This is a genomic window from Acidobacteriota bacterium, from assembly GCA_022562055.1.
GTDB lineage: Bacteria > Actinomycetota > Acidimicrobiia > Spongiisociales > UBA5794 > BMS3BBIN02.
Genome location: JADFQA010000007.1, coordinates 23,372 through 47,292 on the forward strand (window position 1 = coordinate 23,372; position 23,921 = coordinate 47,292).

Consider the following 23,921-nt stretch of genomic DNA (forward strand, 5'->3'; position numbering starts at 1 on the left):
GTGCGATACGATGGGGCATGGATCTGCCGATTACCGTTGCGGGCGAGGACCTCGCCGTCTCCGCCACAACCTATGTTGCGTTTAGGCAGTGCCCGGCATCTGCGGTTGCCCGCCTTTCGGGAATCTACGGACCCGAAACCAAGGCCTCGTTCAAGGGCAGCCTTGCGCACAGGATTTTCGCACGCCATCTCGAGCGCGGTCCTATCGATTCGACCGACGTTGACCATGCGTGTCGAGAGGAGATCGGGAAAGCCTTGAACCACAAGATGGCGTCACTTGGATTGAAGCCGTCGGAGCTGGGCCTTGTCCTACAGGAGGTGGGTGCTCTCTACGAGACGTTTCGGCAAATGCCCGTCGATGGATTCCGTGCTTGTGAGGTGTACATCGATGCCGATGCCGGATCGGGCGTCACCCTGCGGGGTCGCATCGACGCGATTTTTGATACTAATGATGGCGGTGTGCGTCTCGTTGATTGGAAGACTGGTCAGCTTGGTGATGTCGACGACCAGTTGGCCTTCTACGCCTTGACGTGGTTTGCGGATACGGGTGCCCTGCCCGCTACGATCGAGGCTCTTTCGGTGCAGACCGGAGAGCGCACCGAGCGCGTCCCCACCGAGGACTCGTTGCACATGACTGCGGTTGAGGTTGGGAGTCTCGTGGACACGGTGCGACGTCTACTCGTCAGCGGTGACGAAGGCGAACGCCGGGGCGGACAGTGGTGTCGCTGGTGTCCTCTCCTTGAGGATTGTTCGGAAGGTCAAACCGCGACGGCCGTCTACCGCCACGGATAAGCACCTTGACGTCCGGGACACGGCGCGATGTCTGGCATACTGCGTCGCTATGGCAACCTTGATGGCGATCCACGCCCACCCCGATGACGAGAGTTCCAAGGGCGCCGCGACCGTTGCTCGGTACGCTGACGCAGGGGTTCGATGTCTGCTTATTACGGCCACGGGAGGTGAGGCCGGCGACATCCTCAACCCCGCAATGGACAACGATGAAGTCCGCGACAATCTCGCTGAAATTCGTCGTAAAGAACTTGAGGAGGCAGCTCGTATCATCGGATACGACGATGTGTTCATGCTCGGTTATCGCGACTCGGGCATGGTCGATTCCCCGGACAACGCCAACCCTGCAGCTTTCGTGAACGCTGACTACGACGAAGTTCTCGAGAAGGTCGTCACGTTGGTGCGCACGCATCGTCCAGATGTATTCCTTGGGTACGACGCGCACGAGTTCTACCCGCATCCTGACCACTTGCGAATACACGCCATCACGACCGACATCATGGCGGCTGCTGCGGACGCGAAATGGTTTCCGGATGCGGGCGAGCCGTGGAAGATCCGGCGGCTGGTGGCGTCCCTGTTTTCGCGGCGAGGCATGTTGGCCATCCACGAGGTACTCCTCGAACGTGATGGAGAATCCCCCTTTACCGAGTGGATCGACAGAATTCGAGGAGAAGATGTGCCCGACGTCAGGACGCTTGCTGTCGAAGTAAGCGCCACCATGCAACGCGCACGGGATGCTCTGCGGGCGCACGCCACCCAGGTCGATCCGGACGGATTTTGGTTTCAGGTGCCGATCAAGCTTGCAAAAGAGGTGTACCCGTACGAGGACTTTCAGATTCTCCTTTCTAACCCTCCGATGACAGACGGGGTAGGCGACCTCTTCGCTGGGCTCACCGGCGGGACTTCCGGGTAGTCTTTGCAGCTTCGCCCCTTGGTAAGCCGTATTGCTGCGCGGCAACAAGAGCGATCGTCCGCATGCTGACACGGACTGCATTGGGCTAGTTGGTCGGTAGCGATTGCGCCCTCGGTGGCGAGTTGTTGGAATCATTCGGCGATGCAGTCGGGATGTGGTGTAATTCGGTCCTATGGAGATCGAATCGGGGGCCAACAACAGCATCAAAGCGGAGCTCGGTTTCCTCGCTGCACCGCTTGAAGGTGTCGGCATCCACCCGGATGTCGAACGGAGGCGCAGGTCCGCGGTCGGTGAATACATGATGCGCCGCCATGCGGCCCACCGCCAAGTCCCTCTCGTGGTTGTTGTCGGACTCACCGGAACAGGTGTCTCGACGGTCGTCAACGCGTTGTGCGGCGCGGATGTCGCCACCACAGGAGTGCTCAGGCCGACCACGACCAGTCCGCTCATCGTTGTGACGGCAGACAATCTCGATGCTCCGGTCACAGGACTCGCTGTTGCGATGGACGGTGCGCCACGGGTCGTCGAGATGGCTTCCGTTCCGTTCACCATCATCGACGCACCGGCGTGGGAGATGGGTGTCGGCGGCGAGGTCTCCGCTCGGCTTCTGCCCCTTGCTGATGTCGTTGTGTGTGTCACGACACCTGAGCGGTACGCAGATGCCGGAGTGTGGCGGCTCATCGAGGCCGCCAGAGACGCTGGGGTGGCAGTCGTCGTAGTGATGAACATGCCGACCGACGGTCCGCTCGACGACCTGAAGGGTCGCATGGCCCTGAGGTACGGTGCGCTTGCACCACCGGTCGTTGCTGGAATCGCATCTGATGATCTCGTGGCTGCGATTACGGTGGCCGCTTCTTCGCACCGCGTTCACAGCATCGATGGTGCGCGGTCGAGGTTGCGGGAAGTGCTCAAGACAATGGAGCCGATCATTGAGGAGTCCGCGGCCCTTCTTGAGACCGCCAGGGTCATCTACGCCGACCATTCACGGGCTTTGGCGGATCGGCTAAAGGCCGGCGAATTTGTCCCTGCAGCTGAGTCGCAGACGCTGACTGATGCGTCGTTCTCGCTCGCATCAGTCATCACTAGCCGCATCGGCGCCGCTGCCGAGCAGACGGCGACGGCGTGGGCCGCGACGAAGTTGGGAGAAGCCGCGCTCGTGTCCGAAACTGTTGGATTGTGGCGCCATGGACCCGCCGTTTCCGCGTTGTCGCAGCGGCATGTGGCTGAGACCATCGGCGACATACGGATGGTTGTCCGTGACATGACGAAGTGGCGTCGGCCCTCTGAGCGAAAGCTGTCGCTGGCGTCAGACTATCTGTGGAGGGCTGCTCTGGGACGCGACGTTGCCAACTGGACAATGAAGCGCGGTTTCGGAAAGCGCCGCGCCAGAGCCGTGGATAGGGTCCGGAGTTTGTTCTCCGAGGCGGTAACGCAAGTCTTTAGTGCGGACCGGCAGCGTTTTATCGACCGCTTGCATCACATTCCGACGGCCGCCCGGCTTTGGTCACTGCACGAATCATTCGAGGACCGTCCAGACGTGGTTCGGGACCGTGGCGAATCTGAGTCTTCGATCAGCATCGATCTGGCAGACGGTTCCGACATCTTGGTCGACGAACACGGGACCACTCCGGATTCCGTGCATGCGAAGGGTGCTGATGCGTGACGTTGATCAACTAATCGATGCCCTTGATAGGGTGGTCGTTACGGCCCCCGGATTCGTCGACGAAGGTCTCGCCATTGCGGCGGATTCGGCTGCTTTGCAACTCCGGCGCCGGACCGGCTACCTAGGTGAAACCCTTGTCCTTGCGATTGTCGGTGGTACTGGGGCGGGAAAGTCGAGCCTGCTAAATGCGATTGCTGGGGAGCCAATCGCCTCGGTGAGCGACATTCGCCCGCACACCCACGAGCCGCTCGCATGGATACCCGAATCCGCGGGTGGTGGACTCACCGCACTCCTCGACGATCTCGAGGTGCATGTCCGTAGACCACAGAACCTATTTGATTCTCTGTGCATCATTGATCTTCCAGACTTTGACTCGTACGCCGAGGCGCACCGTGAGGTGGTCGAGCGGTTGCTGCCGCTGGTGGACGTCGTTGCGTGGCTGGTCGACCCGGTCAAGTACGCGGATCCGTCCCTGCATAGTGACTTCCTCAAACCGGTCCATCAACACGGCGCACAGTTTGTGTTTGTCATGAACAAGATGGATCTGCTTTCCCCCGAGAGCCGCGTGGCGGTCGTTGACGACTTTGTCCGTCTGCTCGGTGAAGATGGCTTCGAGGAGACGTCCGTCATAGCTATTGCGGCCTCGCCGACCGAGGGAGAGCCGTTCGGTATCGATGAGTTGACGGCTCACCTTCGTCTCCGGCTGACTGACAAGCGTCTCGCTCTGAACAAACTCGTGCACGAGGTGCGGGATCTCGTTCGCCGAATCGGGATCGATGCAAGTGTGTGGAACGGGTTTGGTGAGTCTTTCGATGAGCGGTGGCGGGTTACCCGAGACAAGGTAGCGACCGGGCTTGCCGAACCCGTCGGCTCGCCGGAGCGGGAGGATGCGGCTTGTCGGTTGTCGGACTTTGTTGCGGCGTTAGCGCAGTCTGCAGGCGACCACGCAGCCGAGGTACGAAAGGCGGTGCCGCACACGGTCATCGATCAAGCGGTCAAAGATGTTGCTGCCAACGCCATGACCACAAGTCTGACCGCGCGGAGAGACCATCTCGACGCGAAGATCGGAAGCCCGCTCCGCGATTGGGCGCATCGTCGGGCTGTGTTCGGCGCTACTGTCGCATTCGCGGGCGTGAGTGCATATGCAGTGGAGGACAGATTGTGGCGTTGACGAACCTGGAGATTTTCGGATATGAGATCTCCGATTCACTATCGGATCAGATCGGCCCGGCGGTTGCAACACTGTCTTGGGTAGTGGTGTCTTTTGTTGCATGGAAGGTTATAAAACGGATTGGCGACTCCAGCGTGACGCGGCTGACTACGCGTGCCGAGAAGCTGACGGCGATCGAGGCTGAGGACCGTAAGCAGCGTGTCGAAACGCTCTGGTCGGCGGTGAGGGCTGTCATGTTGTCCGTTGTCGTCATCATTGTCTTTTTGGGGATACTCAACGTATGGGGTGTCAACACGGCGCCGTTCCTGGCCATCGGATCGATTATGGGGTTGGCTGTCGGTTTCGGCGCCCAAGACTTTGTCAAAGACGTGATCGCTGGGTTCCTGATCCTCGCCGAAGATCAGTACTCGCTCGGCGATGTCGTCAAAATCGCCGACGTCAGCGGCACGGTGAAGGAGATCACGCTTCGTTCGACCATCTTGCGAGACCTCGACGGGAGGGTTCACTACGTGCCAAACGGATCGATATCGGTGGCCACGAACTACACCCAGGAGTACAGCCAGGTGGTTATCGACGTTGGGTTTGGGTACGGCGAAGACGTCGACAAGATCATTCCCGTCATTCAAGACGAACTCGATCGGTTCGCGGCTGACGAAAAGTGGGCGTCGGCGTTTATCGATCCGCCCGAGATCCTCGGCGTCCAAGAACTCGGCGACTCCTCAGTGTCCGTCCGGTGTCTCTTGCGGGTCGCACCAGAGTTCCGCTGGTCGTCGCGGAGGGAGTTCCTGCGTCGCATCAAGATGCGCTTCGATGCCGACGACATCGAAATTCCGTTCCCGTACGTGACGATTGCGCGACCTCCAACCAAGAGCAACGACTAGACCGGGGCACGCACGGATTTGGCTAGTTCGACGCGGTTGCGCGGTATCGAGGTCGTTGTTTTCGACCTGGGCGGTGTCCTGGTACGGCTCGGCTCCTACACCGATGTGGTTGGTGAGGACTCGATGTCGGCTGATGAGTTTTGGTCCATGTGGCTGTCGAGTCCTGCCGTTCGCCGTCTTGACGGCGGCGTATCGAGTGTCAACGAATTCGGCGAGGAGATCGTGAAGGAACTTGGCTTGCCGTTTGCCCCTCAAGAACTGATACAAAGGTTCCTTGAATGGCCTAAGGGGCTGTTTGATGGGGCGTACGAAGTGGTTCAGCGCGTGCGAGAGTCTCGCACGGTGGCGGTTCTCAGCAACATCAACGTCTTGCACTGGACTTCACAGCGCGATCACGAGACGATCTCGCGGATGTTTGATGTGCAGTTTCTCTCTTACGAAATCGGACTGGTCAAACCCGACTTGACCGTGTTCCACCATGTCATCAACGAACTCGGTGTCGAGCCGGATGCGATCTTCTTCCTCGACGACAATCAGGCCAACGTCAGCGCAGCTAGGGGAGTTGGGATCGATGCGGTCCTCGTGAACAGCGTTGACCAGATGCGGCGCGCCCTGGTCGACCGCGGCGTGCTGCACCTCTAACCCCATGTTCAAGAGGGGGTCAGGGCGACGTGCTCTTTGGGGTCGAGGTTTCGCGGCGGACCTGGAATCTTTCGTAGACGTAGCTAAGGCTTGCGCCTTTGTAGGTGGCGGTGACTTCCCAGCACCCGTTGATACGAGCGTCGATGCCCGCAATCATCAACTGACCGCCTTCGGGTGTGCCCGCGTTGGTGCCCGGCTGGTTTGACACGATGGTCTCGCCGTCTAGGACATCGATACGGCGCCACGTCACGGCGATCTCGGGGCTTGGTTCCGTGGGCCAGCCTGCAAACCTGACGCTCCACCATAGGCTCTTCCGTGGCTGGTATTCGAATCCTTGGCGGGGCAGAATTGTCCACAGATCGGCGGTTCCGTACCACAGGTCGAATTCCCAGAGGGGGTCTGCGTAATACGGTTCGGGCGCCGAGAACCCGGGGTCTGGGGGTGCGGTCGATATGCAAATCCCTTGGGTTCGGTCACCTTCGGGAGCACCAGCGGCGAGCGATGACACGATATTCCAGGTTTGCTCCCATTGGCCTGGTGACACCGCATCACCAGCCACAAGCACGACGTCAACAACATTGTCGTTGAGGACCCACAGCGCGCGTTTTGTCGTGAGTCCATCGGGCTTCGAGCAACCTTCCGAATCCAAGCGTGCGCGCTCGAAATCGTTGATCGGTGTCGATGAACGGGGCCGTGGGGAGAGCGGTGCCTCAATCGTATCGTTTGCGGTTGCTGTGTCTCGCGACAAACCGATGTAGGGACCCACGACTGTGATCGAGATCAGGGTGTCGGTGGCGCCGACCCGGAGCATATCGTCGCCGACTACCGCGAGGCATTGTGATGTCTCTGCTGTCAGTGGAAATGTGGCGATCTGCACCATTGCACTGTCGGGTCCCAGCCCCGCGGTGTCCCGCCGAAACCAATCCGATGGGTACGCAATGGACCATCGAGGCGGTTCCTGTTTGCTCTGCTGAGCACTTGACGCAGTCGCAACAGTGACCGGCGACGTGAGGTCCTGCGGGTCGCCGCTATTGAGACTCGTGGCAACGGCGATGAACACGAAGATGCTGACGACCGCCGCACCGACTAGCAGCGATCGTCGGTGTCTTCGTTTCGGACGGTCGCCTCCGAGCGTAGGTGGTTGAAGATTCGAGGCCCCGGACACAAGAGTCCGTACCGCGTGGTCTCGGGCTTCATCGAAACCGGGAACGGGCGAGGTTGATCGCGACTCGTCGCACCCAAGCGTTCGGTGAGTCCATTTGCTCCACGCTGTTCCAGTCGCGATGGGCGCGGACGAAGGCCTCCTGGGCGAGGTCCTCAGCGGCCCAGCGGTTACCACTCAGCGCCCAGGTCAACGCAACCACCGATGAGTAGGTGTCCCGATAGAACACCGCAAACGTGCTGGGCACCTGTACCGGGAGTGGCCGCACGGAGTCGTCCATCGATCCTCACTATCGGTAAGCGTATTCACACCCTACAGACGCACAGGCAACGTGGTCCGCTTAGACAGACTGGTCCGTTCGGACGGAAGTGGGAGATGTTGCGGCTCCGTCGAGAGGCCACTGATCCTGCGAGGACGGAGGTCCAGGACTAAGGCACAAGCCCGAGTCACCGAGGCACGAGCATCGAGAGGGCGTCGTGGTCCGTGGAGATAACGACTCGTGAAGCTGCCCCCAGCAGCTCGCCGTCGGCCTGCACCCGGGTTACTGGATCTGCCTCGACGACGAGGTGCTCGGCGTTGTCGAGGATCGTTATTCCGTCAATGCCGTCGAGCGGTTTGTGGATTGCCGCTCTTCCAAGAAGATCGGCGCCGGTGAGCGGGGACAGCCGTTCAATAACCAGCGCAGTCGTGCCCACGAACGGTCCGGGTCCGAATTTGAGAGGCGCGGTCCCGAAGTACGTGTAGAGATGGTGAAGCTGCACGAGGACCGTCACTGCGTCAAGCGTTGTGTCTCCGCTCGTTACCCGCAGGTTTGGAGACTTCGAGCGGTAGGGTCCAATAAGTTTTGCAGCGGCTGTCTTCGCGTAGTGCATCGACCCGAAAAAGAGTTTGGCGCTCGGGCGCTGTTCTGCGACTTCGACGACGTCAGCATCAAATCCCACGCCGACGTTGAACGTTGCCAGCGATGTCCGCTCCTTGCCGTCAACGGTTGCGACAATACGAGCGATGGGACGTCCTGCGGGAATGGCGCTGGCGAGGGCCCGTGCGGCTTTTCTCGGTTTCTTGGAAACACCGAGGATTCGGGCGAGCACATTTGTTGTCCCCACCGGGATTATACCGAGTGCGGTCCCGGTGTCCACGATGCCGTTGGCGACTCGGTTAACCACACCGTCACCGCCCATGGCAACCACTGCAAATACTTCCTGGTGCGCCGCGTCAATAGCGGCTTCGGTGGCGTCCTCCGCCGACTCCGGCCAAACCCGGGTCACGTCGAAGGATTCTCCGAGGATTGTCACGACGTCGCGGAAGGCAGAACCGGTGAATCCCGAGGACGCTGGGTTGGCGATGAGGACGACTTGGCGCATGAGGCGAAGGGTAGAAGCGTGGCTGTGTTGTTGTCAGGTTAAGCCGGCGATTCGGTACTCGCTGGAGAAGTAAACCCATCGTCGACCCCATTGAGCACGATGCGTGCCGCAATGATGAACAGCGTCAGACTTCCAAGCGCGGCCGCCCTTGGCCACCCGAATCCGTCTACTTGGATCGCCCACACCAATGGGCCAAGAAGTGTCGCAAACCGACCCACCATGGCGTACAATCCATAGAACTCGCCGAGGTGTTGCGGCGGCGCAATGGCCGTCATATACACGCGGTCGGATGACCAGGTGAGTCCCAATGCAATCCCTGCGCCGATTCCGATCAGTGGAGCCAGCGACACGAGGCCTGCGATCCCGGCGGTAACCGCTACCGCAATTGTGAAGATCCACAGATACAGGGTGCCATGGAGTACCCGACGAGGCCCGTAACGATCGACCAGACGGCCTCCGCCGATGCCTCCGGCGATTGAGAACACCACCGAGATACCAAGCAAGCTGCGGATTTCGGCGTCGGTCATCCCGAGGTCCTCCTTGGCGTAGATCGCGAGAAAGCCGCCGATGATCGTGTTGATGGCATCGGTGTATAGGAACCGACCGACGAGAAATCTGGCGACCTGTGGGTAAGCCCGAGCCCGCTGCCAGGCCTGGACAAAGTGGCGTGGGATTGATCGAACCCGCGGCCGATCGCCGGTTTCAGTGTGGAGCCGCGGTCGTTCTTCGATCCAGATGAATGACGGCAATGCAAACAGCAAGAACGCGATCGCGATCGCCTTGAAAACGGCCGGGTAGCCGTACGAGTCCAACAACACTGCTCCGATGATCAACGCAAGCGCTGATCCGAAATACCCGACACCGACTCCGAGGCCCGAGACGCGGCCACGAGTCTGTGGGCTAGAGACATCGGGCAGCAGCGCGTTGTAAGGCACGCCGCCCAGATTGAAACCGATCACCGCAACCGTGAACAACGCGAGCGATGGGTAGAGACCGAACGATCCTAGGAAGAACGTCGCCGTCACCGCGAGCAGCGTCGTCGGGATGAGCAGCCGTACGCGTTTTCCGCTGAAGTCACCAAGTGCCCCAACCCATGGCGCCAGGATTATGACCACCGCCATTGCAACGTTGAGAGCGACGGCCAGGTTGGTGTCGGAGCCACCAACCTCGTTCATCCAGGTCGGGAAGTAGAGGCTGCCGACACCGAGTGCGAATATCGTGTTTGCCAGGTCATAGGTAACCCACGAAGCAACGGAGCGGCGTGAGGCCTGTCGATTGGAGGGCGATTTGGTCACCCGAGGGACCGTAGCTGATCGAGTCTGCGCTGTCAGGCGTCGAGTAGCTTTTCGATGCGTTCGCGTAGCTCGGTTGGTCTGAACGGCTTCGTCATGAACTCGTCCGCACCACCTTGTGCTGCCTGTTCTGCGATCTCCGGCTGTGCATGAGCGGTAAGCACCAGTACCTTGATGTTCTTAGTTTCCTCGCCGGATCTGAGGTGACCGAGAACCTCCCACCCATCCATGCCGGGAAGGCCAATATCGAGCACTATTACCTCAGGAAGCGACTCTCGGGCCGCAGCGAGACCGAGGATGCCGTCTTCTGCTGAGGACAGTTCGACGTCAAGAGCCCTGAGGCACACCTCGATCAATCGTCGGACGCTGGCTGAATCTTCTATGACGAGAACTTTTGGCATGGGGTGTCCAATATCGGGCATTTCAATGTTCTCCTTCACCTTTTTATGTCGTCTGCCGACAAAGCTGTTGCGACCACTGAAGGGAGGCGCCGACCTCGTATGCCCCGATCAATCTACCAAAGCGAGCAGCGTGGCGCGGCAAGTTCTCTTGTCTACGCGACCGGGCAGACTGGACGATTGGTCGGAGAAGTGTTCGGTGCTCTCGAAGAGGGCGTGCAGGTCCCCCACTTGGCTACGGTCGTTGCTCGAAATCTGGCGTGCGCCGCCGAAGCAGGCCGCGCTACCGTTATTATTTGGAACACTGATGGAACCGTCTGGGCTGGGGCGACTCGCCTCTCCGACGGCACACCTGACCTCCATTTGTGGGCTGCACTCCATGCTCGGTTCAGGGCAATCCCCGCGGTGACCAGGGCGATCGACGAACGGCTCATTGTGCACGCCACAAACTTATCGGACTCCAAGGCGACTGCATGGATGTCGGCATTGAGCATCGAGACAATCGCGGTGGTACCGCTTGTGCATCGCAACGCCGTAGTGGGTGTCGGGCTCATTGACGGCATCGAGCTACCGATTCCCCAGCATGTGACCAGGAGCATGGAAGCAGTTGCCGCTGCCGGCGCCGGCGCCATTGCTCTCGCAAACACGGTCGCTCGAGAGCGGCAGGAATGGCAACGAGCCAACCAGGTGCTGACAACAGTCGCGCGCGCTGCGAGTTCGCTTGACGCTGGGAGCGTGCTGAATGCCATAGCCGAGGGGATCGGCGAAGCACTCGGCGACCGGTTGTCGATGGCATTTCTGGTGGCGGATGGCCGGGCGACTCGCCTTGCAATCAGCGGAGATGGTGTTGGTGCAGTCGACCTTGCAGACACGCTCGTTGGGCGTGACGACACGCGGATGTCGGGTGTTGGGCCCATGTTGTTGTACCCGGATCTTGACAATGAGCCAGAGCTCTCGGTGCTCGGATTTGGTAGGCTTTTAGTAGCTCCGCTGCGTCGTGGCGCGCTTGATCTGGGATGGGTCGTGTCCGCGGACGCTTCCGACACGCCGTATTCATCTGATGATGTTCGTGTTACTTCGGCCATCTGTGCTCAAGCCGCATTGTCTTTACACACCGCGTCGCTGCTCGAAACGGAGCGCTCTACGGTGGCGAGGCTTGAAGATCTTGATCGCCTTAAGACGACGTTCGTCGGTGCAGTGTCGCACGAGTTGCGGACGCCGTTGACGGCGGTAATTGGTTACGGCGAGATACTTGCCGAGTACACGGACGACCCGACGATTGAGATGTTTGTCGATGAGATGCGTCGGGAGGCCGGTGTTCTCGAGTCGATGATCGGAAATCTTCTTGACACCACTCGGTTGGAGGCGGGAATGCTCCAACTCAACCGCGGGGTCGTTGAGATTCCGGAAATTGTCGAACGAGCTATCGAGGTCGTTCGACACGGCCACCGTACGCGGAAGATCTTGTTCTCCGAACTGGGGACGAGGGGCATGTGCTCGGGCGACGCGGCACGCCTACGACAGGTGTTTGTGAACCTCATCGAGAACGCGGCGAAGTATTCGCCAAGCGAGATGCCGATCGACGTTTCAGTCGAATGGGGGATCTTCACAAGTCTTGGCCCCGTCGTTCGCATAATCGTCGACGACCGTGGCCCGGGGATCCCTCGCAGCCAGCGCGACGCCATCTTTGAGAGGTTCTATCGCTTGGCGGCCGACAGCGGCACCCCGGGAACCGGAATCGGGTTGTACCTTGTCCGTGCCCTCGTCGAGGCACACGGGGGAGCCGTCGAAGTTGTCGACCAACCGGGTGGAGAGGGTACACGATTTGTCGTTGACCTCCCGGTCGATGTTGACGACGACCCAGCGGACTGATCGGCGCCGTTTGTGACCACCGTCCGGTGATCGCCACCGCTGCCCGTCGGCGCCGGATATCGTAAACTCTTGCTGTGATCATGTTGACTGTCAGTGGCTCCTTCACGGGAGGCATGACGGCGTAGGAGGCTGGGAAGTGTTGCAACCGTACGTCAGCGAGTCCTACTCGGACTTCAGCGATAAGGGGACCGCCGCCGCCTATCGCAACGCTCAGTCTGTCGTTGAGGGGCAGCTTGGTGTGTACTGCCCGGTGGTTATTAGCGGTCGATCCATCAACACCGCAGCAACTACAACGTCGGTGAACCCGGCCCACCCAGAGCAGGTTGTCGGAACCGCGGCGGTCGCGACAAGCGCACTGGCCGACGACGCGTTGGTTTCAGCGTGGGCGGCCTTTCCGGCGTGGTCAGCTACACCTGCGCACGAGCGGGCCCAAATTGTGCACCGCATCGGTGACCTGATGAACGACCGGAAGTTCGAATTCGCGGCGTGGATGACGTACGAGGCCGGCAAGAACTGGTCCGAGGCTGAGGCCGACACAGCCGAGGCGATCGACTTCTGTCGCTACTACGCACACAGTTCAATCGCGATGGCTAAACCGGTGGAAACCGCCGACTTCGCTGGTGAATCCAACATCTCATGGTATCAACCCCTCGGTGCCGGTGTGGCGATTCCGCCCTGGAACTTCCCGCTGGCGATATTGGTTGGGATGTCGATTGGGCCGATCGCAGCGGGAAACACAATCGTGCTCAAGCCCGCGTCAGCGACGCCTGTCATTGGATACATGTTCTCGGAGGTAGCTGTCGAAGCCGGGCTTCCTCCGGGGGTTCTCAACTACCTTCCCGGTCCGGGATCGGACATCGGGGATGCTTTGGTAGACAACCCGCGGACACGGTTCATCAACTTCACCGGGTCAAAAGAGATAGGTCTGCGGATCGCCGAGCGAGCGGCCGTTGTCGGCGCGGGTCAGAAGTGGCTAAAACGTGTTTATGTTGAGATGGGTGGCAAAGACGCACTGATCGTCGATGAAACGGCGGACCTCGAAACCGCAGCCGACGATGCTGTGCGCAGCGCGTTCGGGTTTCAGGGTCAGAAATGCTCGGCGTGCTCACGCCTGATTGTGGTTGACGAGGTGTACGACGATGTCCTCGATCATGTGACGAGGATTGCGAGCGAGCTATCGGTGGGAGACCCGACCGAGAACCATGCAGTAGGTCCACTCATCTCGGCAGCACAGCTCAAATCGGTACGGGCTGAGATCGATCTCGGCCGCAGTGAGGCAGAACTGGTGTTGGGTGGCGAGGCGGTCACCGACAGCGGTGGGTATTACCTTGCACCAACGGTATTCGCTGACGTCGAACCAAACTCCCGACTTGCTCAGCACGAGATATTCGGACCGGTGCTGAGCGTGATCCGAGCGCGTAACTTTGACCATGCACTCGACATCGCCAACGGCACCGAGTTCGGTCTCACCGGCGGACTGCACACGAGTGACCGTGACCGAATCGAACGCGTGAAACGAGAGTTCCATGTCGGCAACCTCTACATCAACCGCAAGATCACGGGAGCTCTCGTCGGTATTCAGCCATTCGGCGGATTCAACATGTCTGGCTCGAACGCAAAGGCCGGTGGACCCGACTACCTGAGACTGTTCATGGAAATGAAAACCGTCGCCGAACGTCTATAACCAACAGCTGCGCTCATCGAGATGCGCCAGGTTGACGTTGGGAACTGCGATAATGCCGAGCACGGCGTCGGTAAACAGGTGGACTAGTGAGGCAACGGGGTTGGACGATGGTTGCAACCTTTGCGGCTCTGTCTCTTGCGACTGCCTCCTGCGGCACCGTGGAGCCTGCGATCGCCGGAGCCGCCCCGCGTGGAGTACCGTCGACCTTGCCGCCGCCGACAACGACAACAACGCAGGACCCGGCGCTCACCGCGACCGAGGGTTACATCCGCATACCCCCCGGCGGTGCGGATCTCTACAACAGCGCAAACGGATCTGTGGTGCAGAGCATTGCTGAGGGCTTGACACTTGGATTCGTTTCCCGATCAGGCGAATGGCTCGAAGTCATTACCACCTGTGGGACGACAGCGTTTGTGACCGACACCCAAGTTGTGTTGTTCCCACGGGCCGCCATTTCCACAGGGACTGATTTATCGAAACTGGTGATCGTCATCGACCCAGGTCATGGCGACAGGGATTGGGGTGGTGTTGGGCCCACCGGTCTGTCTGAAAAGAGCGTGAACCTCGACATCTCGGCCCGCCTCGCGTCTCTCCTCGAAACGCCGCATGACATTGACTTCACCACCGGAGAAGTGACCGTTGGAACGACCTACCCAGCCGTGCACGCTGCGTTGCTCACACGATCTGCCGATGGGCCCAATGATGGAGACTACGAACTTGGCCTTGCGCACCGCGCCGGACTGGCCAACGCCGCAGGAGCCGCCGCCTTGATTTCGATTCACAACAACACCGTACCCCTGAAAAAGACCGACAAGCCGGGTACCGAGGTGTACTACTCACTGGCCGCGGAGGACTCCGATCGGCTTGCGGGACTCGTGTATGACGAACTCGTCAAGTCAGTGGCCTCATTCACCGCTGAGTGGACCGGTGGAATCTCGCTCGGCGCCAGAGCGAGGCGAGACCCCGACACCGGCAGCGACTATTACGGACTCCTCCGGCGGGCGACAATGCCGGCGGTGATCGTCGAAGGTATCTACATTTCAGAGCCGGAGGAAGAGGCACTGCTCAAGACGGATGAGTTCCGACAGGCCTACGCCGTCGCGGTGTATCGCGGCATCGTTCGATTCTTCACGACGAGCGACACGAGCACAAGCATTCAAGAGCCTGAACCGTTTCCCGACGATGCGGGCAAGTTGTCGAATCGGGCATGCCAAGTCCCCACACAGCCGGCGAGTTGACGGTGGAACGTATCGTTTTGCGGTTAGCCCTCGTGGCGGCATTGGCGGTATCTGCGTGTTCCGTGGGTGGATCAGGTTCGCTGCGGGACGAGTCTGCGCCGCTCGGTACGTTGACGCCACTCACAGTTTCGTCAACGAGCACGAGTACAACGTCGACGACGACCACCACATCAACGACCAGCACAACCACTACGACGGTCGTGCCAATTGGAGTCCCCGAACCATTCACATTGCCGGTCCCTCCAGCACCTGGACTCGAGGACGGTTTTTCTGGGACCGGCATGGCGACAGTCCCCGCCGGGGGTGCGGCAATTTATGACATCGGCGGGCAAACGCAGCAAGTACTGGCACGCGAGGGTCTCGTGTTTGTCGTCACTGGGAGCGCGGTAGGCGGGTGGCTTGAGATAGTCACAATGTGCGACACACGGGCCTGGGCGAGGGCTAGCGACATGTTGCTCTCGGGTCCAGGGTCCGGCGGGGACATCGGCAAGAGTTTCGATTTCTCTGAAGCCGTGATCGTGCTCGACCCGGGGCACGGAGGTCCGTCGAATATCGGTGCCGTCGCCGTGACCGGACTCAAGGAGAAAGATGTCAATGTTGACATAGCCCGACGCGCCCGTGACCTCTTTGCCGCTCCACACAACGTGGATTGGGATGAGGGGACGGTTTACACCGGCACGCAAGTGCCTGCAGCGGCACGCATCATTGTTACCCGGACCGGCTCTGACGAACTTGCTGACTATGAGGCCGGGTTGTTCTTTCGAGCAGAGCTCGCAAACGCAATGGGTGCCGATGCCTTCGTTGCCATTCACAACAACGCTGGGCATGACAGGGTTTCGGAGGCCCCCGGATCTGACGTGTACTACCAGAGTCAGATCGATGATTCTCGTCGATTTGCGACGATCATGGTCGAGGAATTCAACCGGAGTTTCGCACCGTTCGGTACCGACTGGGTAGGGGTCCAGGACACCGGAGCAAAGTCGAGGCTTTCTACGAAGAGCCCCGGCAAGCAGTACTACGGCGTTTTGAAGCGGACCGAAATGCCGGCCGTAATCGCTGAGGGTGCATTCATGTCCAGCAGGTCTGAGGCCGACCTGCTCGCAACTCCTGAGTTTCGTCAGGCATACGCAGAAGCCGTGTACCGGGCGGTCGTACGGTTTCTCACGGATGATGCTTTTGGCGACGCACCAAGTTTCGACCCAAAGACCTGGAGCGGGTTCGCCGGTTCAGGTGATGCCAGACCGACGTGCAAAATTCCGTCGCAAGACGATTCGTGACACCGTACGCATCGGCCTGTGCATGACACCGCTTGGATGTCGTTGCTCACACGCGGCCTCCATCGAGAGGGCGAGCGGTTAGGAGTCCGAGTACACCAGCCGGTCGATCACGGTGCCGCCCGGCGTCTGCAGGATCACCGTGTCTCCGCCGTTGTTCCACACCGATCGACCGTTGCACCAAAAGACGTCCCGGGTCGTGTCGTCTCCGCACCCGGAATGGAGGCGGACTGACGTTCGCGCTGCGAGCACATACCCGTTCGGGAATCTGAATCTGTGCGAAGACGATTCATCGCGGACGATGAAGTCGCCGATATCGATATCCTCTGCACTACGGTTGGTTATCTCGATCCATTCCTCGACGAGGTTCTCGTCATCGGGACCTGGGGGGTTCGCCTGGAGGCCCGAGATTTCTAGGTCGGCCGGGATGTCACCGCAGACCGTCAGTCCCCACATGCCGCGTGCCTCCGCAAAGGCTGCGGCCTCGACGTCTTTCAACTGGGCAGCCAGGGTCGTATCGTCTTGTAGCGCCAACGCATATCCGTCTTTGACAAGGTCGGCGTTGACGAGCGATGTCGGCGTAAATAGAAAACGCAAGAGACGTCCAAAACGGTCGGCGTCTTCGCCGTCGGAAACGAGCCACACGGTCGTACCCGCAAGCTCGCTCAGCCGGTCGCCGGCCTCGGTACCGAAACATTCATCTCGTTCCGGCGCGTTGATTCCGAGTAGGCGAACTTCCTCCTGGCGGCCGTCAATGTCCACCAGCAATGAGTCCCCGTCGAAGACTTTGATAACAGCCGCTTGCACGGAACCCTCGGGTTGTGCAATGGTTGTCGAGGGGCCGGAAGGAGCGCTCGTATCGGCTGGCGGAGTCGTTGATCGTCCGGGAGATGCGGAGTCTGCAGTCCGATCGGGTGTGGTGAAGGGAGCGCCGCACCCCGCCGCGATCAGCGCAAGGACCACAACGGGCGCAGCAACAGTACGGATGATTCGCATGCCGAAACGCTAGCGCCTCGCACGTCAACGGCGCGTTCGTGCGTTCCGCCTTCAACTGGCCTAGGCGAACATGGGGAGGACTTCGTATGAGCCGCCCAACAGCGTCTCGTGGTCAGCTTTGAGCCAACCACCGAGGATCGATGCGTAGTACGAGCGCGTGTCGAGCGTGTTGGCCACGTTGCCACGTTTGTCAAGGTTGGTGAGGCTTGCGGGTTCGCCGTATCGGCCGCCGTTGAGAGCCCCGCCGATCACCATGTGGCTGCTCGCAGTTCCATGGTCTGTCCCAGATCCGTTCCATGCCGCCCTCCTACCGAACTCCGACGTTGTCATGACGGCGACGTTGCTGCCACGACCAGCGGCGTCGACCGCTGCAAAGAAACTCTGGAGCGCAACGTCGAGATCCATGAGGAGGTCGGTTTGCCGGCTCGCCTGATCCTTGTGTGTGTCGAAGTCGCCCCAGCCATGCACATAGATGACGCGAGGCGGGACAGGGGCAACGGTGAGCGCTGCGGCCACCCGCATTGACTCGCCAAGGCTGGAACGATCGGTGTCTTCTTCGGGACCGTCGCCGCTGGCTTGCAAGATCGAAGCAACCTTGTCGGCAGCTCCCACGGTTGCGGCGATAGCGGCCCGTACACGATCGATCACAACGGTGTCGTCGAACGGCGCTGGAGCGAATTGGCCCCACATACCCATGAGTTCGTCGTTCGTGTCCACCCATGGCGGCAACGTGGGACTGAGCCCCGACATGTCCTGCAGGCCGATGACCGTTGCATTCGTAGCGAGCATTGCGGGGGAGATTCCAGGTCCGACTGCGACGCCCGCGAGCGGGTCTCCTGCGCCGACGGTGCCGTCGAGATACCTGCCGAGCCACCCTGTCCCGGTGAGGCCATCGGGCGAACCGGACCACCATGTCGCCATCGAGGCGAAGTGGGAGAGATCGGGGCTTGGATACCCGACCCCCTCCACTATCGCCACCTGGCCCGCTGCATAGCGCTGAGCGACAAACGCCAAGGAAGGGTGCAAGCCCAACTCTGCATCCAACGCGAGCGGCTCCTCGATCGCCATCGTGCGGCGAAGGTCAAAATAGGCGTCCTTGGAGTACGGGATGAACGTGTTGAGGGCGTCGTTGCCGCCACCCATTTCAACAACCACCAAGGTGCGATCGATACGCGGCGCAAGCGTGGTCGACGGCGTGAGGGTGCCCGCAGTGGTTGTCGTGGCGGCTGGTGTATTCGTTGACACTGCCGTGTTTGTTGGGTTGGCGCCAAAAGTTTTGATGGTCCAGCTTCCGATCGCGCCGACCGCGACGGTTGCTCCGAGACCGGTAACGAACCTTCTTCTGGTGAATGCCTTCTTCGAGAGGTCGGGTGTTGAGTTTGTCATGTCAGGTGGTACTCCGGTGAGTTGATCGCAAGAGCGAGTCGGGTTGTGGCGTCGGGGGCGTTGTCAAGCACGCTGATCGTGTTCGACGAGATGTCGAACAGGCCGAGCCGGCCAAGGATGTCTGCCGACGACAGGTCGCCCCGTATATCTGTGGCGACGCCGGCAAGATCGAAGGCATGGACCAGGGCGAACGGGTTTAGGAGAGCGTCGCCGCCGAGAAACCCGGCGACGTTCGGCGGGCTAAAAGGGAGATAGTTGACCCGTTCCAGGGAACGGGCGAGGAATCGCAGCTCGACTCCTTCGCCGAAACCTTGGAGAATCCCGACGGCGGCTTCGAACGGTGTACGTATCTTGATGCCAATCACGTCGTCGTCGAGGAACTCCGCGGATGTCACGATCGCCGTCACCAACGGCAGGATCTCGTAGTCTGTAGCAAAGTCGTCGCTCAGCCGGTCGAGTGTTGCAGTACTGGGCCACGCACCGACCAGTTCTCGGTAGAGCTTCTGCGTAATGTTCCGTGCGGTCATGGGGTGATCGAGCAGAATATCGATGGCCTCGGTTGAGCCGTGTCTGCCGGTCACGCCGAGGTAGGTTTTCTCGCCGTCGTCGTGGAACTCGGGTACGAGTTGGCTTTGCCAGATCTCGACCGAGAACAGGTCACGACTACGTCTAGCCGGGCGGTTGATGACCCAACCGGAAAACGCCCGCGAGGCCTCAATAACGTCCTGTTCCGTGTAGTTACCGCGGCCGATAGTGAAGAGTTCCATGACTTCGCGGCCGTAGTTTTCGTTGATAGAGCCGGCGCGGTTCTCGACTCCGTCGAGGAACATCAGCATTGCAGGGTCGATGGTGATTGCGTGGAGTAGGTCGGCGAAACTGCCGAGGGCGAGATCTCTGACGAGCAGGTGCTGTTGCAACATCAACCAACCGACATTCACCTTGCGCGCCCCGGTTGCGAAGTGGTCATGCCAAAACCAAGCCATGCGCTCCTCGAGCGGGTCACGACCGGACGTGAGCTCGGCGAACAAATACCGTAAGGGGGCCTGGCGCTGCTCGCGAGTCTTGGCTTGTTCGAATGTTTGGGGGGCGTCTACTTCGGGGGTGTGGCGGACAGGGCGTGATCGGTCGAGCAGCCCATCAATTGCCGCTTGCGGGTCTGAGTACCCGCCGAGCTCCGCTCCGCCGCTGCCGACACCTATCCGCCGCATGACATGGCTGATTTGTTCGTTTTTGCTTGCCATACTTGTCTCGGCGTTGTTCGTGGGAGACGGCCGCTCCGCACTTGACCTGTTCGATCTTGTCGCCCAAGGGAGGAGGGTCCGTGACGGAGTGTCGCGACAATGTGCGGTGCGGCCGTCTCCGGTTGCGTTGTTGACAACAGTGTGGCTCACACATGTACGAAGAGTGTGTGTGCGGTGTTGTTTGTGTATTTGCGACCCACCACGACTGGCGGGCTAAGGTCGTTGGCGCGCACAACGGAGGTCCAACATGAAATTAACGAGCTCGTCGTTCACCGATGGGGGGAAGATACCGCCAGCGCTTGCCCTTGCGGTGCCGGCGGATCCCGGCCCAGTCGCTTTCAGCGGCAATCGAAACCCTCATCTAGCTTGGACCGAGGTACCGACGGGCACGGGTTCGTTTGTCGTGACGTGTATCGACCATGACTGTCCCAGCGAACCCGACGACGTGAACCAACCCGACAGAGAGGTGCCTTCACTACTCGCACGCGTCGACTTCACGCACTGGCTACTCGCCAACATCCCTGCGTCGGTTGTCGAGATCTCCGAAGGCGCTCACTCCGATGGGGTTACCGAGCGTGGTAAGGCGGCTGACGCGGCGCCCATCGGTGTCCACGGCCAGAACGACTACACAGGCTGGTTTGCAGGAGACCCCGATCTCGAAGGACACTGGAACGGTTACGACGGAAGCGCACCGCCGTGGAACGACTCAATTGTGCATCACTACGAGTTCACCGTATTTGCGCTCGACGTCGAGGCGCTTCACCTGGACCCCGGGTTCACGCGCGACGAGTTACGCGAGGCAATGAAGGGGCACATCCTCGACCGGTCGTCGATGATCGGCCTGTATTCGTCAAACCCCAGACTCCACTGATACTCTCCGCGAATGAAGCCGGATCGTGTCATCCGTGTCTGCTAGGAACGCGGCAGCGAAGCCACGAACCCAGGGGAGAGAGGTGGAACCCGTTCGATACCACCCCTCTCCCGTCGCTCCGGCACTGGCTACAGATCCGGTGCGAAGCATTTGCTGAGGTCGGCTGCGGTCTCGGTCAGAACTGAGCCTCCTCGGTCGACCCCGCCAGGGCGAGCGTCGATGACGATCCACCGGAGATGACCTGGGCGACCGTGTCGAAGTATCCCGCCCCGACCTCGCGCTGGTGCCGTGTAGCTGTGTAGCCGTCGCCCTCCATGGAGAACTCGTCTGTTTGTAGCTCGACGTATGCGCTCATGCCACGGGTGGCGTATCCGTTTGCTAGTTCGAACATGGAGGCGTTGAGAGCATGGAACCCCGCAAGCGTGATGAACTGGAACGCATATCCCATTGCGCCAAGTTCTTTCTGGAACCTCGCAATGGTGCTGTCGTCGAGATGCGCCCGCCAGTTGAACGATGGGGAACAGTTGTACGCCAACATCTTGTCGGGGTATTCAGCTTTGATGGCCGCGGCGAAACGGGCCGCGACATCTAGGTCAGGTGCGCTTGTCTCGCACCAGATCAGATCGGAGAAGGGAGCAAAGGCGAGACCCCGTTTGATGGAGGCTTCCAGACATGGTCTGGTGTAGAAGAACCCCTCGGGTGTGCGTTCGCCGGTCAAGAACTCTCGGTCGCTTTCGTCGACGTCGCTGGTGACGAGGTTGGCGCCAAGCGAGTCTGTGCGGGCGATGATGAGCGTCGAAACCCCCGACACGTCGGCTGCCAGCCGGGCGGCGGTGAGCGTGCGGATGTGTTGCTGGGTAGGCACCAGCACCTTGCCGCCCATGTGGCCACACTTCTTCTCAGCTGCAAGCTGATCTTCGTAGTGCACCGCAGCGGCGCCTGCCTTGATGTAGCTCTTGGCGAGTTCGAAGGCGTTGAGCTGGCCGCCGAATCCGGCTTCTGCGTCGGCGACAATCGGCACGAACCACTCGCGGCCGCCAGACTTGCCGTTGCTCTCTGACCACTCGATTTGATCGGCCCGCTGCAGGGCGTTGTTGATGCGGCGCACCAGAGCCGGTCCTGAGTTTGCCGGGTACAGCGACTGATCGGGGTACACCTCTTCTGCAATGTTGGCATCGCCGGCGACCTGCCAGCCTGACAGGTAAATTGCTTTGAGACCCGCCTTCACCATCTGGACCGCCTGGCCGCCCGAAAGCGCCCCAAGTGCGTGCACGTAGGCCTCAGATTTCATGAGCTTCCAAAGCTGTTCGGCGCCACGTTTTGCGAGCGTGTGCTCAATCGTCACAGACCCCTGCAAGCGGACGACGTCCTGCGCGCTGTAGGTGCGTTCCACATCGTTCCACCGTGGTGATGAATGCCACTCGTTTTCGAGGCTGGCGGCCCGCCGTTCTGCTGTTGTCATGGTGTTTCCTTCCAGTGAACCAGTTCGGACTCAAGGAGGTCGTACGCGGGTAGCGTGAGGAACTCGGGGAAGTCCTCGGCAAGAGCAACCGTGTCGAGGAGCTGGGCAGCTTCGGCGAACCTGCCATCGACGAATCGTTGTTCCCCGACCTCGCTGCGGATCGCCCGCAGCTCTTCTTCGGCGATGTCACGAACCATCTTTCGGGTGACCATCCGGCCGTCCTCGAGCGGTGCGCCGTGTCTGGTCCACTGCCAAAGCTGCGACCTGCTGATCTCGGCTGTTGCGGCGTCTTCCATGAGGTTGTAGATCGCCGCGGCACCATTGCCACTCAGCCATGACGCCAGGTAGCGTATTGCGACATCCACGTTGGTTCGGACCCCTTGCTCGGTCACCGACCCACCGGGGACGTCGAAGGTGATGAGGTCCGATTGGGTGACGTGCACCTCAGTGCGCCGGCGCGTGACCTGGTTCGGCTTCGACCCGAGGGTTTTGGCGAAGATATCAGTGGCCAGCGGCACGAGATCGGGGTGGGCAACCCAGGTGCCGTCGTGGCCGGCCTTTGCCTCGCGTTCCTTGTCCTGACGAACCTTGGCGAACGCCCGTTTGTTGACACGCTCGTCACGCCGAGATGGAATGAACGCACTCATGCCGCCCATGGCGTGCGCACCCCGGCGATGACACGTTGCGATGAGGAGATCGGTGTAGGAGCACATGAAAGGCACCGTCATCGAGATGTCTGCGCGGTCGGGGAAGACGCTCTCCGGTCGGTTGCGAAACTTCTTTATGACTGAGAAGATGTAATCCCAGCGGCCGGCATTGAGACCCGCCGAGTGCTCACGTAGTTCGTAGAGGATTTCATCCATTTCGAACGCCGCCAATATGGTCTCGATCAGTACGGTTGCTTTGATGGTACCTCTGGGGAGCCCCAGAGCCTCCTGCGAGAACACGAAGACATCGTTCCACAACCGCGCTTCGAGGTGGCTCTCGAGCTTTGGCAGGTAGAAGTAGGGACCAGAACCGGTTGCAACAAGGTGCTTGGCGTTGTTGAACAGCATAATTGCGAAGTCGAAGAGGCTTCCTGACACTGGTTCGTTGTCGACCAGCATGTGTTTTTCGCTCAGGTGCCAGCCTCGAGGACGAACCATGAGTGTTGCGGTGGTGTCGTTCAACGAGTAGTGCTTGCCGCGATGGTCGGTGAGTTCAAGATCCCGGCGCACAGCGTCGTACAGGTTGCGCTGCGCGATTGTGACGTTTTCCCAGGTTGGCGACATGGAATCCTCGAGATCTGCCATGAACACCTTCGCCCCGGAGTTAAACGCGTTGATCATCATTTTCCGGTCGCACGGTCCGGTGATTTCGCAGCGTCGATCCTGGAGATCCTGCGGAGCGGGTGCAACGGTCCACGTACCGGCTCGGATCAAGGCGGTCTCGGCAAGAAAATCCGGATCTTCGCCCGCGTCAAGCGAGGCCTGGCGATCAACTCTCGCGGCGAGAAGGGATAGCCGCGTCGGGTTGAATCGCCGATGTAGCAGCTCGACGAACCCCAGGGCGTCGTCGGTAACCATCGATCGTGCCTGTGCCGGAATGTCGGCGGTGAGCCGGAATGCCATCGACCCGTCCTTT

21 protein-coding genes are annotated in these 23,921 nt (G+C 60.4%); 11 read left to right on the top strand and 10 right to left on the bottom strand.

Translation table 11 applies throughout. The annotated features are described in order from the left end of the window. Positions 1–17: 17 nt before the first annotated feature. The 6 genes from IIC71_03520 to IIC71_03545 all read left to right on the top strand — a co-directional run bounded on the left by IIC71_03520 (position 18) and on the right by IIC71_03545 (position 6,058). A complete protein-coding gene (locus IIC71_03520) occupies positions 18–791 on the top strand; it encodes a PD-(D/E)XK nuclease family protein (GenBank protein MCH7668260.1) in 774 nt (257 codons plus the stop codon). Between the two features lie 49 nt (positions 792–840). Next, positions 841–1,701, top strand: a complete 861-nt coding sequence (mca, locus tag IIC71_03525) for a mycothiol conjugate amidase Mca (protein ID MCH7668261.1) — start codon at positions 841–843, stop codon at positions 1,699–1,701. Positions 1,702–1,873: 172 nt separating this feature from the next. Then, positions 1,874–3,364, top strand: coding sequence for a hypothetical protein (locus IIC71_03530; protein ID MCH7668262.1), 1,491 nt, complete (start codon positions 1,874–1,876; stop codon positions 3,362–3,364). Beyond that, a complete protein-coding gene (locus IIC71_03535) occupies positions 3,357–4,535 on the top strand; it encodes a 50S ribosome-binding GTPase (protein ID MCH7668263.1) in 1,179 nt (392 codons plus the stop codon). Before IIC71_03530 ends, IIC71_03535 begins: the two co-directional genes overlap by 8 nt. Continuing rightward, a complete protein-coding gene (locus tag IIC71_03540) occupies positions 4,526–5,416 on the top strand; it encodes a mechanosensitive ion channel family protein (protein MCH7668264.1) in 891 nt (296 codons plus the stop codon). The genes IIC71_03535 and IIC71_03540 overlap by 10 nt, the downstream gene beginning before the upstream one ends. Before the next feature lie 18 nt (positions 5,417–5,434). Next, the gene (locus IIC71_03545) at positions 5,435–6,058 is read left to right on the top strand and encodes an HAD family phosphatase (protein MCH7668265.1); all 624 of its coding nucleotides are present in this window, start codon (positions 5,435–5,437) and stop codon (positions 6,056–6,058) included. A gap of 19 nt (positions 6,059–6,077) precedes the next feature. On the opposite strand, the gene IIC71_03550 is transcribed toward IIC71_03545, so the two are convergent. From IIC71_03550 to IIC71_03570, 5 genes are all read right to left on the bottom strand, one after another. Continuing rightward, complete coding sequence (locus IIC71_03550; GenBank protein MCH7668266.1) at positions 6,078–7,118, bottom strand: hypothetical protein; 1,041 nt, start codon at positions 7,116–7,118, stop codon at positions 6,078–6,080. 133 nt (positions 7,119–7,251) lie between these two features. Next, a complete protein-coding gene (locus IIC71_03555; protein MCH7668267.1) occupies positions 7,252–7,500 on the bottom strand; it encodes a hypothetical protein in 249 nt (82 codons plus the stop codon). 166 nt (positions 7,501–7,666) lie between these two features. Continuing rightward, positions 7,667–8,584 (bottom strand): hypothetical protein, encoded by a 918-nt coding sequence (locus IIC71_03560; GenBank protein MCH7668268.1) that lies wholly within the window; start codon positions 8,582–8,584, stop codon positions 7,667–7,669. Between the two features lie 38 nt (positions 8,585–8,622). Continuing rightward, positions 8,623–9,879 (bottom strand): MFS transporter, encoded by a 1,257-nt coding sequence (locus IIC71_03565; GenBank protein ID MCH7668269.1) that lies wholly within the window; start codon positions 9,877–9,879, stop codon positions 8,623–8,625. Positions 9,880–9,911: 32 nt separating this feature from the next. After that, positions 9,912–10,298 carry a response regulator gene (locus IIC71_03570; protein ID MCH7668270.1) on the bottom strand — a complete coding sequence of 129 codons (387 nt, stop codon included), beginning with the start codon at positions 10,296–10,298 and terminating at the stop codon, positions 9,912–9,914. Between the two features lie 78 nt (positions 10,299–10,376). Between IIC71_03570 and IIC71_03575 the strand changes: the two genes are divergently transcribed. The 4 genes from IIC71_03575 (at position 10,377) to IIC71_03590 (ending at position 16,345) form a co-directional block, all read left to right on the top strand. Next, entirely contained in the window at positions 10,377–12,146 is a 1,770-nt protein-coding gene (locus IIC71_03575) for a hypothetical protein (GenBank protein ID MCH7668271.1), read from the top strand. Positions 12,147–12,282: 136 nt separating this feature from the next. Next, the gene (gene pruA / locus IIC71_03580) at positions 12,283–13,830 is read left to right on the top strand and encodes an L-glutamate gamma-semialdehyde dehydrogenase (protein ID MCH7668272.1); all 1,548 of its coding nucleotides are present in this window, start codon (positions 12,283–12,285) and stop codon (positions 13,828–13,830) included. An 86-nt stretch (positions 13,831–13,916) separates the two neighbouring features. After that, on the top strand, positions 13,917–15,068 hold the full coding sequence (locus IIC71_03585; protein ID MCH7668273.1) for an N-acetylmuramoyl-L-alanine amidase: 1,152 nt from the start codon (positions 13,917–13,919) through the stop codon (positions 15,066–15,068). A gap of 2 nt (positions 15,069–15,070) precedes the next feature. Next, complete coding sequence (locus tag IIC71_03590) at positions 15,071–16,345, top strand: N-acetylmuramoyl-L-alanine amidase (protein MCH7668274.1); 1,275 nt, start codon at positions 15,071–15,073, stop codon at positions 16,343–16,345. 78 nt (positions 16,346–16,423) lie between these two features. Here IIC71_03590 and IIC71_03595 read toward each other — a convergent pair whose 3' ends face one another. From IIC71_03595 to IIC71_03605, 3 genes are read right to left on the bottom strand one after another with little or no spacing between them, the layout of a single operon-like run. Continuing rightward, positions 16,424–17,338: a lamin tail domain-containing protein gene (locus tag IIC71_03595; GenBank protein MCH7668275.1), complete on the bottom strand. Its 915-nt coding sequence runs from the start codon at positions 17,336–17,338 to the stop codon at positions 16,424–16,426. 60 nt (positions 17,339–17,398) lie between these two features. Continuing rightward, the gene (locus IIC71_03600) at positions 17,399–18,724 is read right to left on the bottom strand and encodes a DUF1501 domain-containing protein (GenBank protein ID MCH7668276.1); all 1,326 of its coding nucleotides are present in this window, start codon (positions 18,722–18,724) and stop codon (positions 17,399–17,401) included. Continuing rightward, positions 18,721–19,965, bottom strand: coding sequence for a DUF1800 domain-containing protein (locus IIC71_03605; GenBank protein ID MCH7668277.1), 1,245 nt, complete (start codon positions 19,963–19,965; stop codon positions 18,721–18,723). The genes IIC71_03600 and IIC71_03605 overlap by 4 nt, the downstream gene beginning before the upstream one ends. Before the next feature lie 247 nt (positions 19,966–20,212). Here IIC71_03605 and IIC71_03610 point away from each other — a divergent pair, with 247 nt between their 5' ends. Continuing rightward, a complete protein-coding gene (locus IIC71_03610; protein MCH7668278.1) occupies positions 20,213–20,836 on the top strand; it encodes a YbhB/YbcL family Raf kinase inhibitor-like protein in 624 nt (207 codons plus the stop codon). 175 nt (positions 20,837–21,011) lie between these two features. Here the strand turns inward: IIC71_03610 and aceA are convergent, their stop codons facing one another. After that, positions 21,012–22,298: an isocitrate lyase gene (aceA, locus tag IIC71_03615; GenBank protein ID MCH7668279.1), complete on the bottom strand. Its 1,287-nt coding sequence runs from the start codon at positions 22,296–22,298 to the stop codon at positions 21,012–21,014. Next, on the bottom strand, positions 22,295–23,908 hold the full coding sequence (gene aceB, locus IIC71_03620; GenBank protein ID MCH7668280.1) for a malate synthase A: 1,614 nt from the start codon (positions 23,906–23,908) through the stop codon (positions 22,295–22,297). Before aceB ends, aceA begins: the two co-directional genes overlap by 4 nt. Between the last annotated feature and the right edge of the window lie 13 nt (positions 23,909–23,921).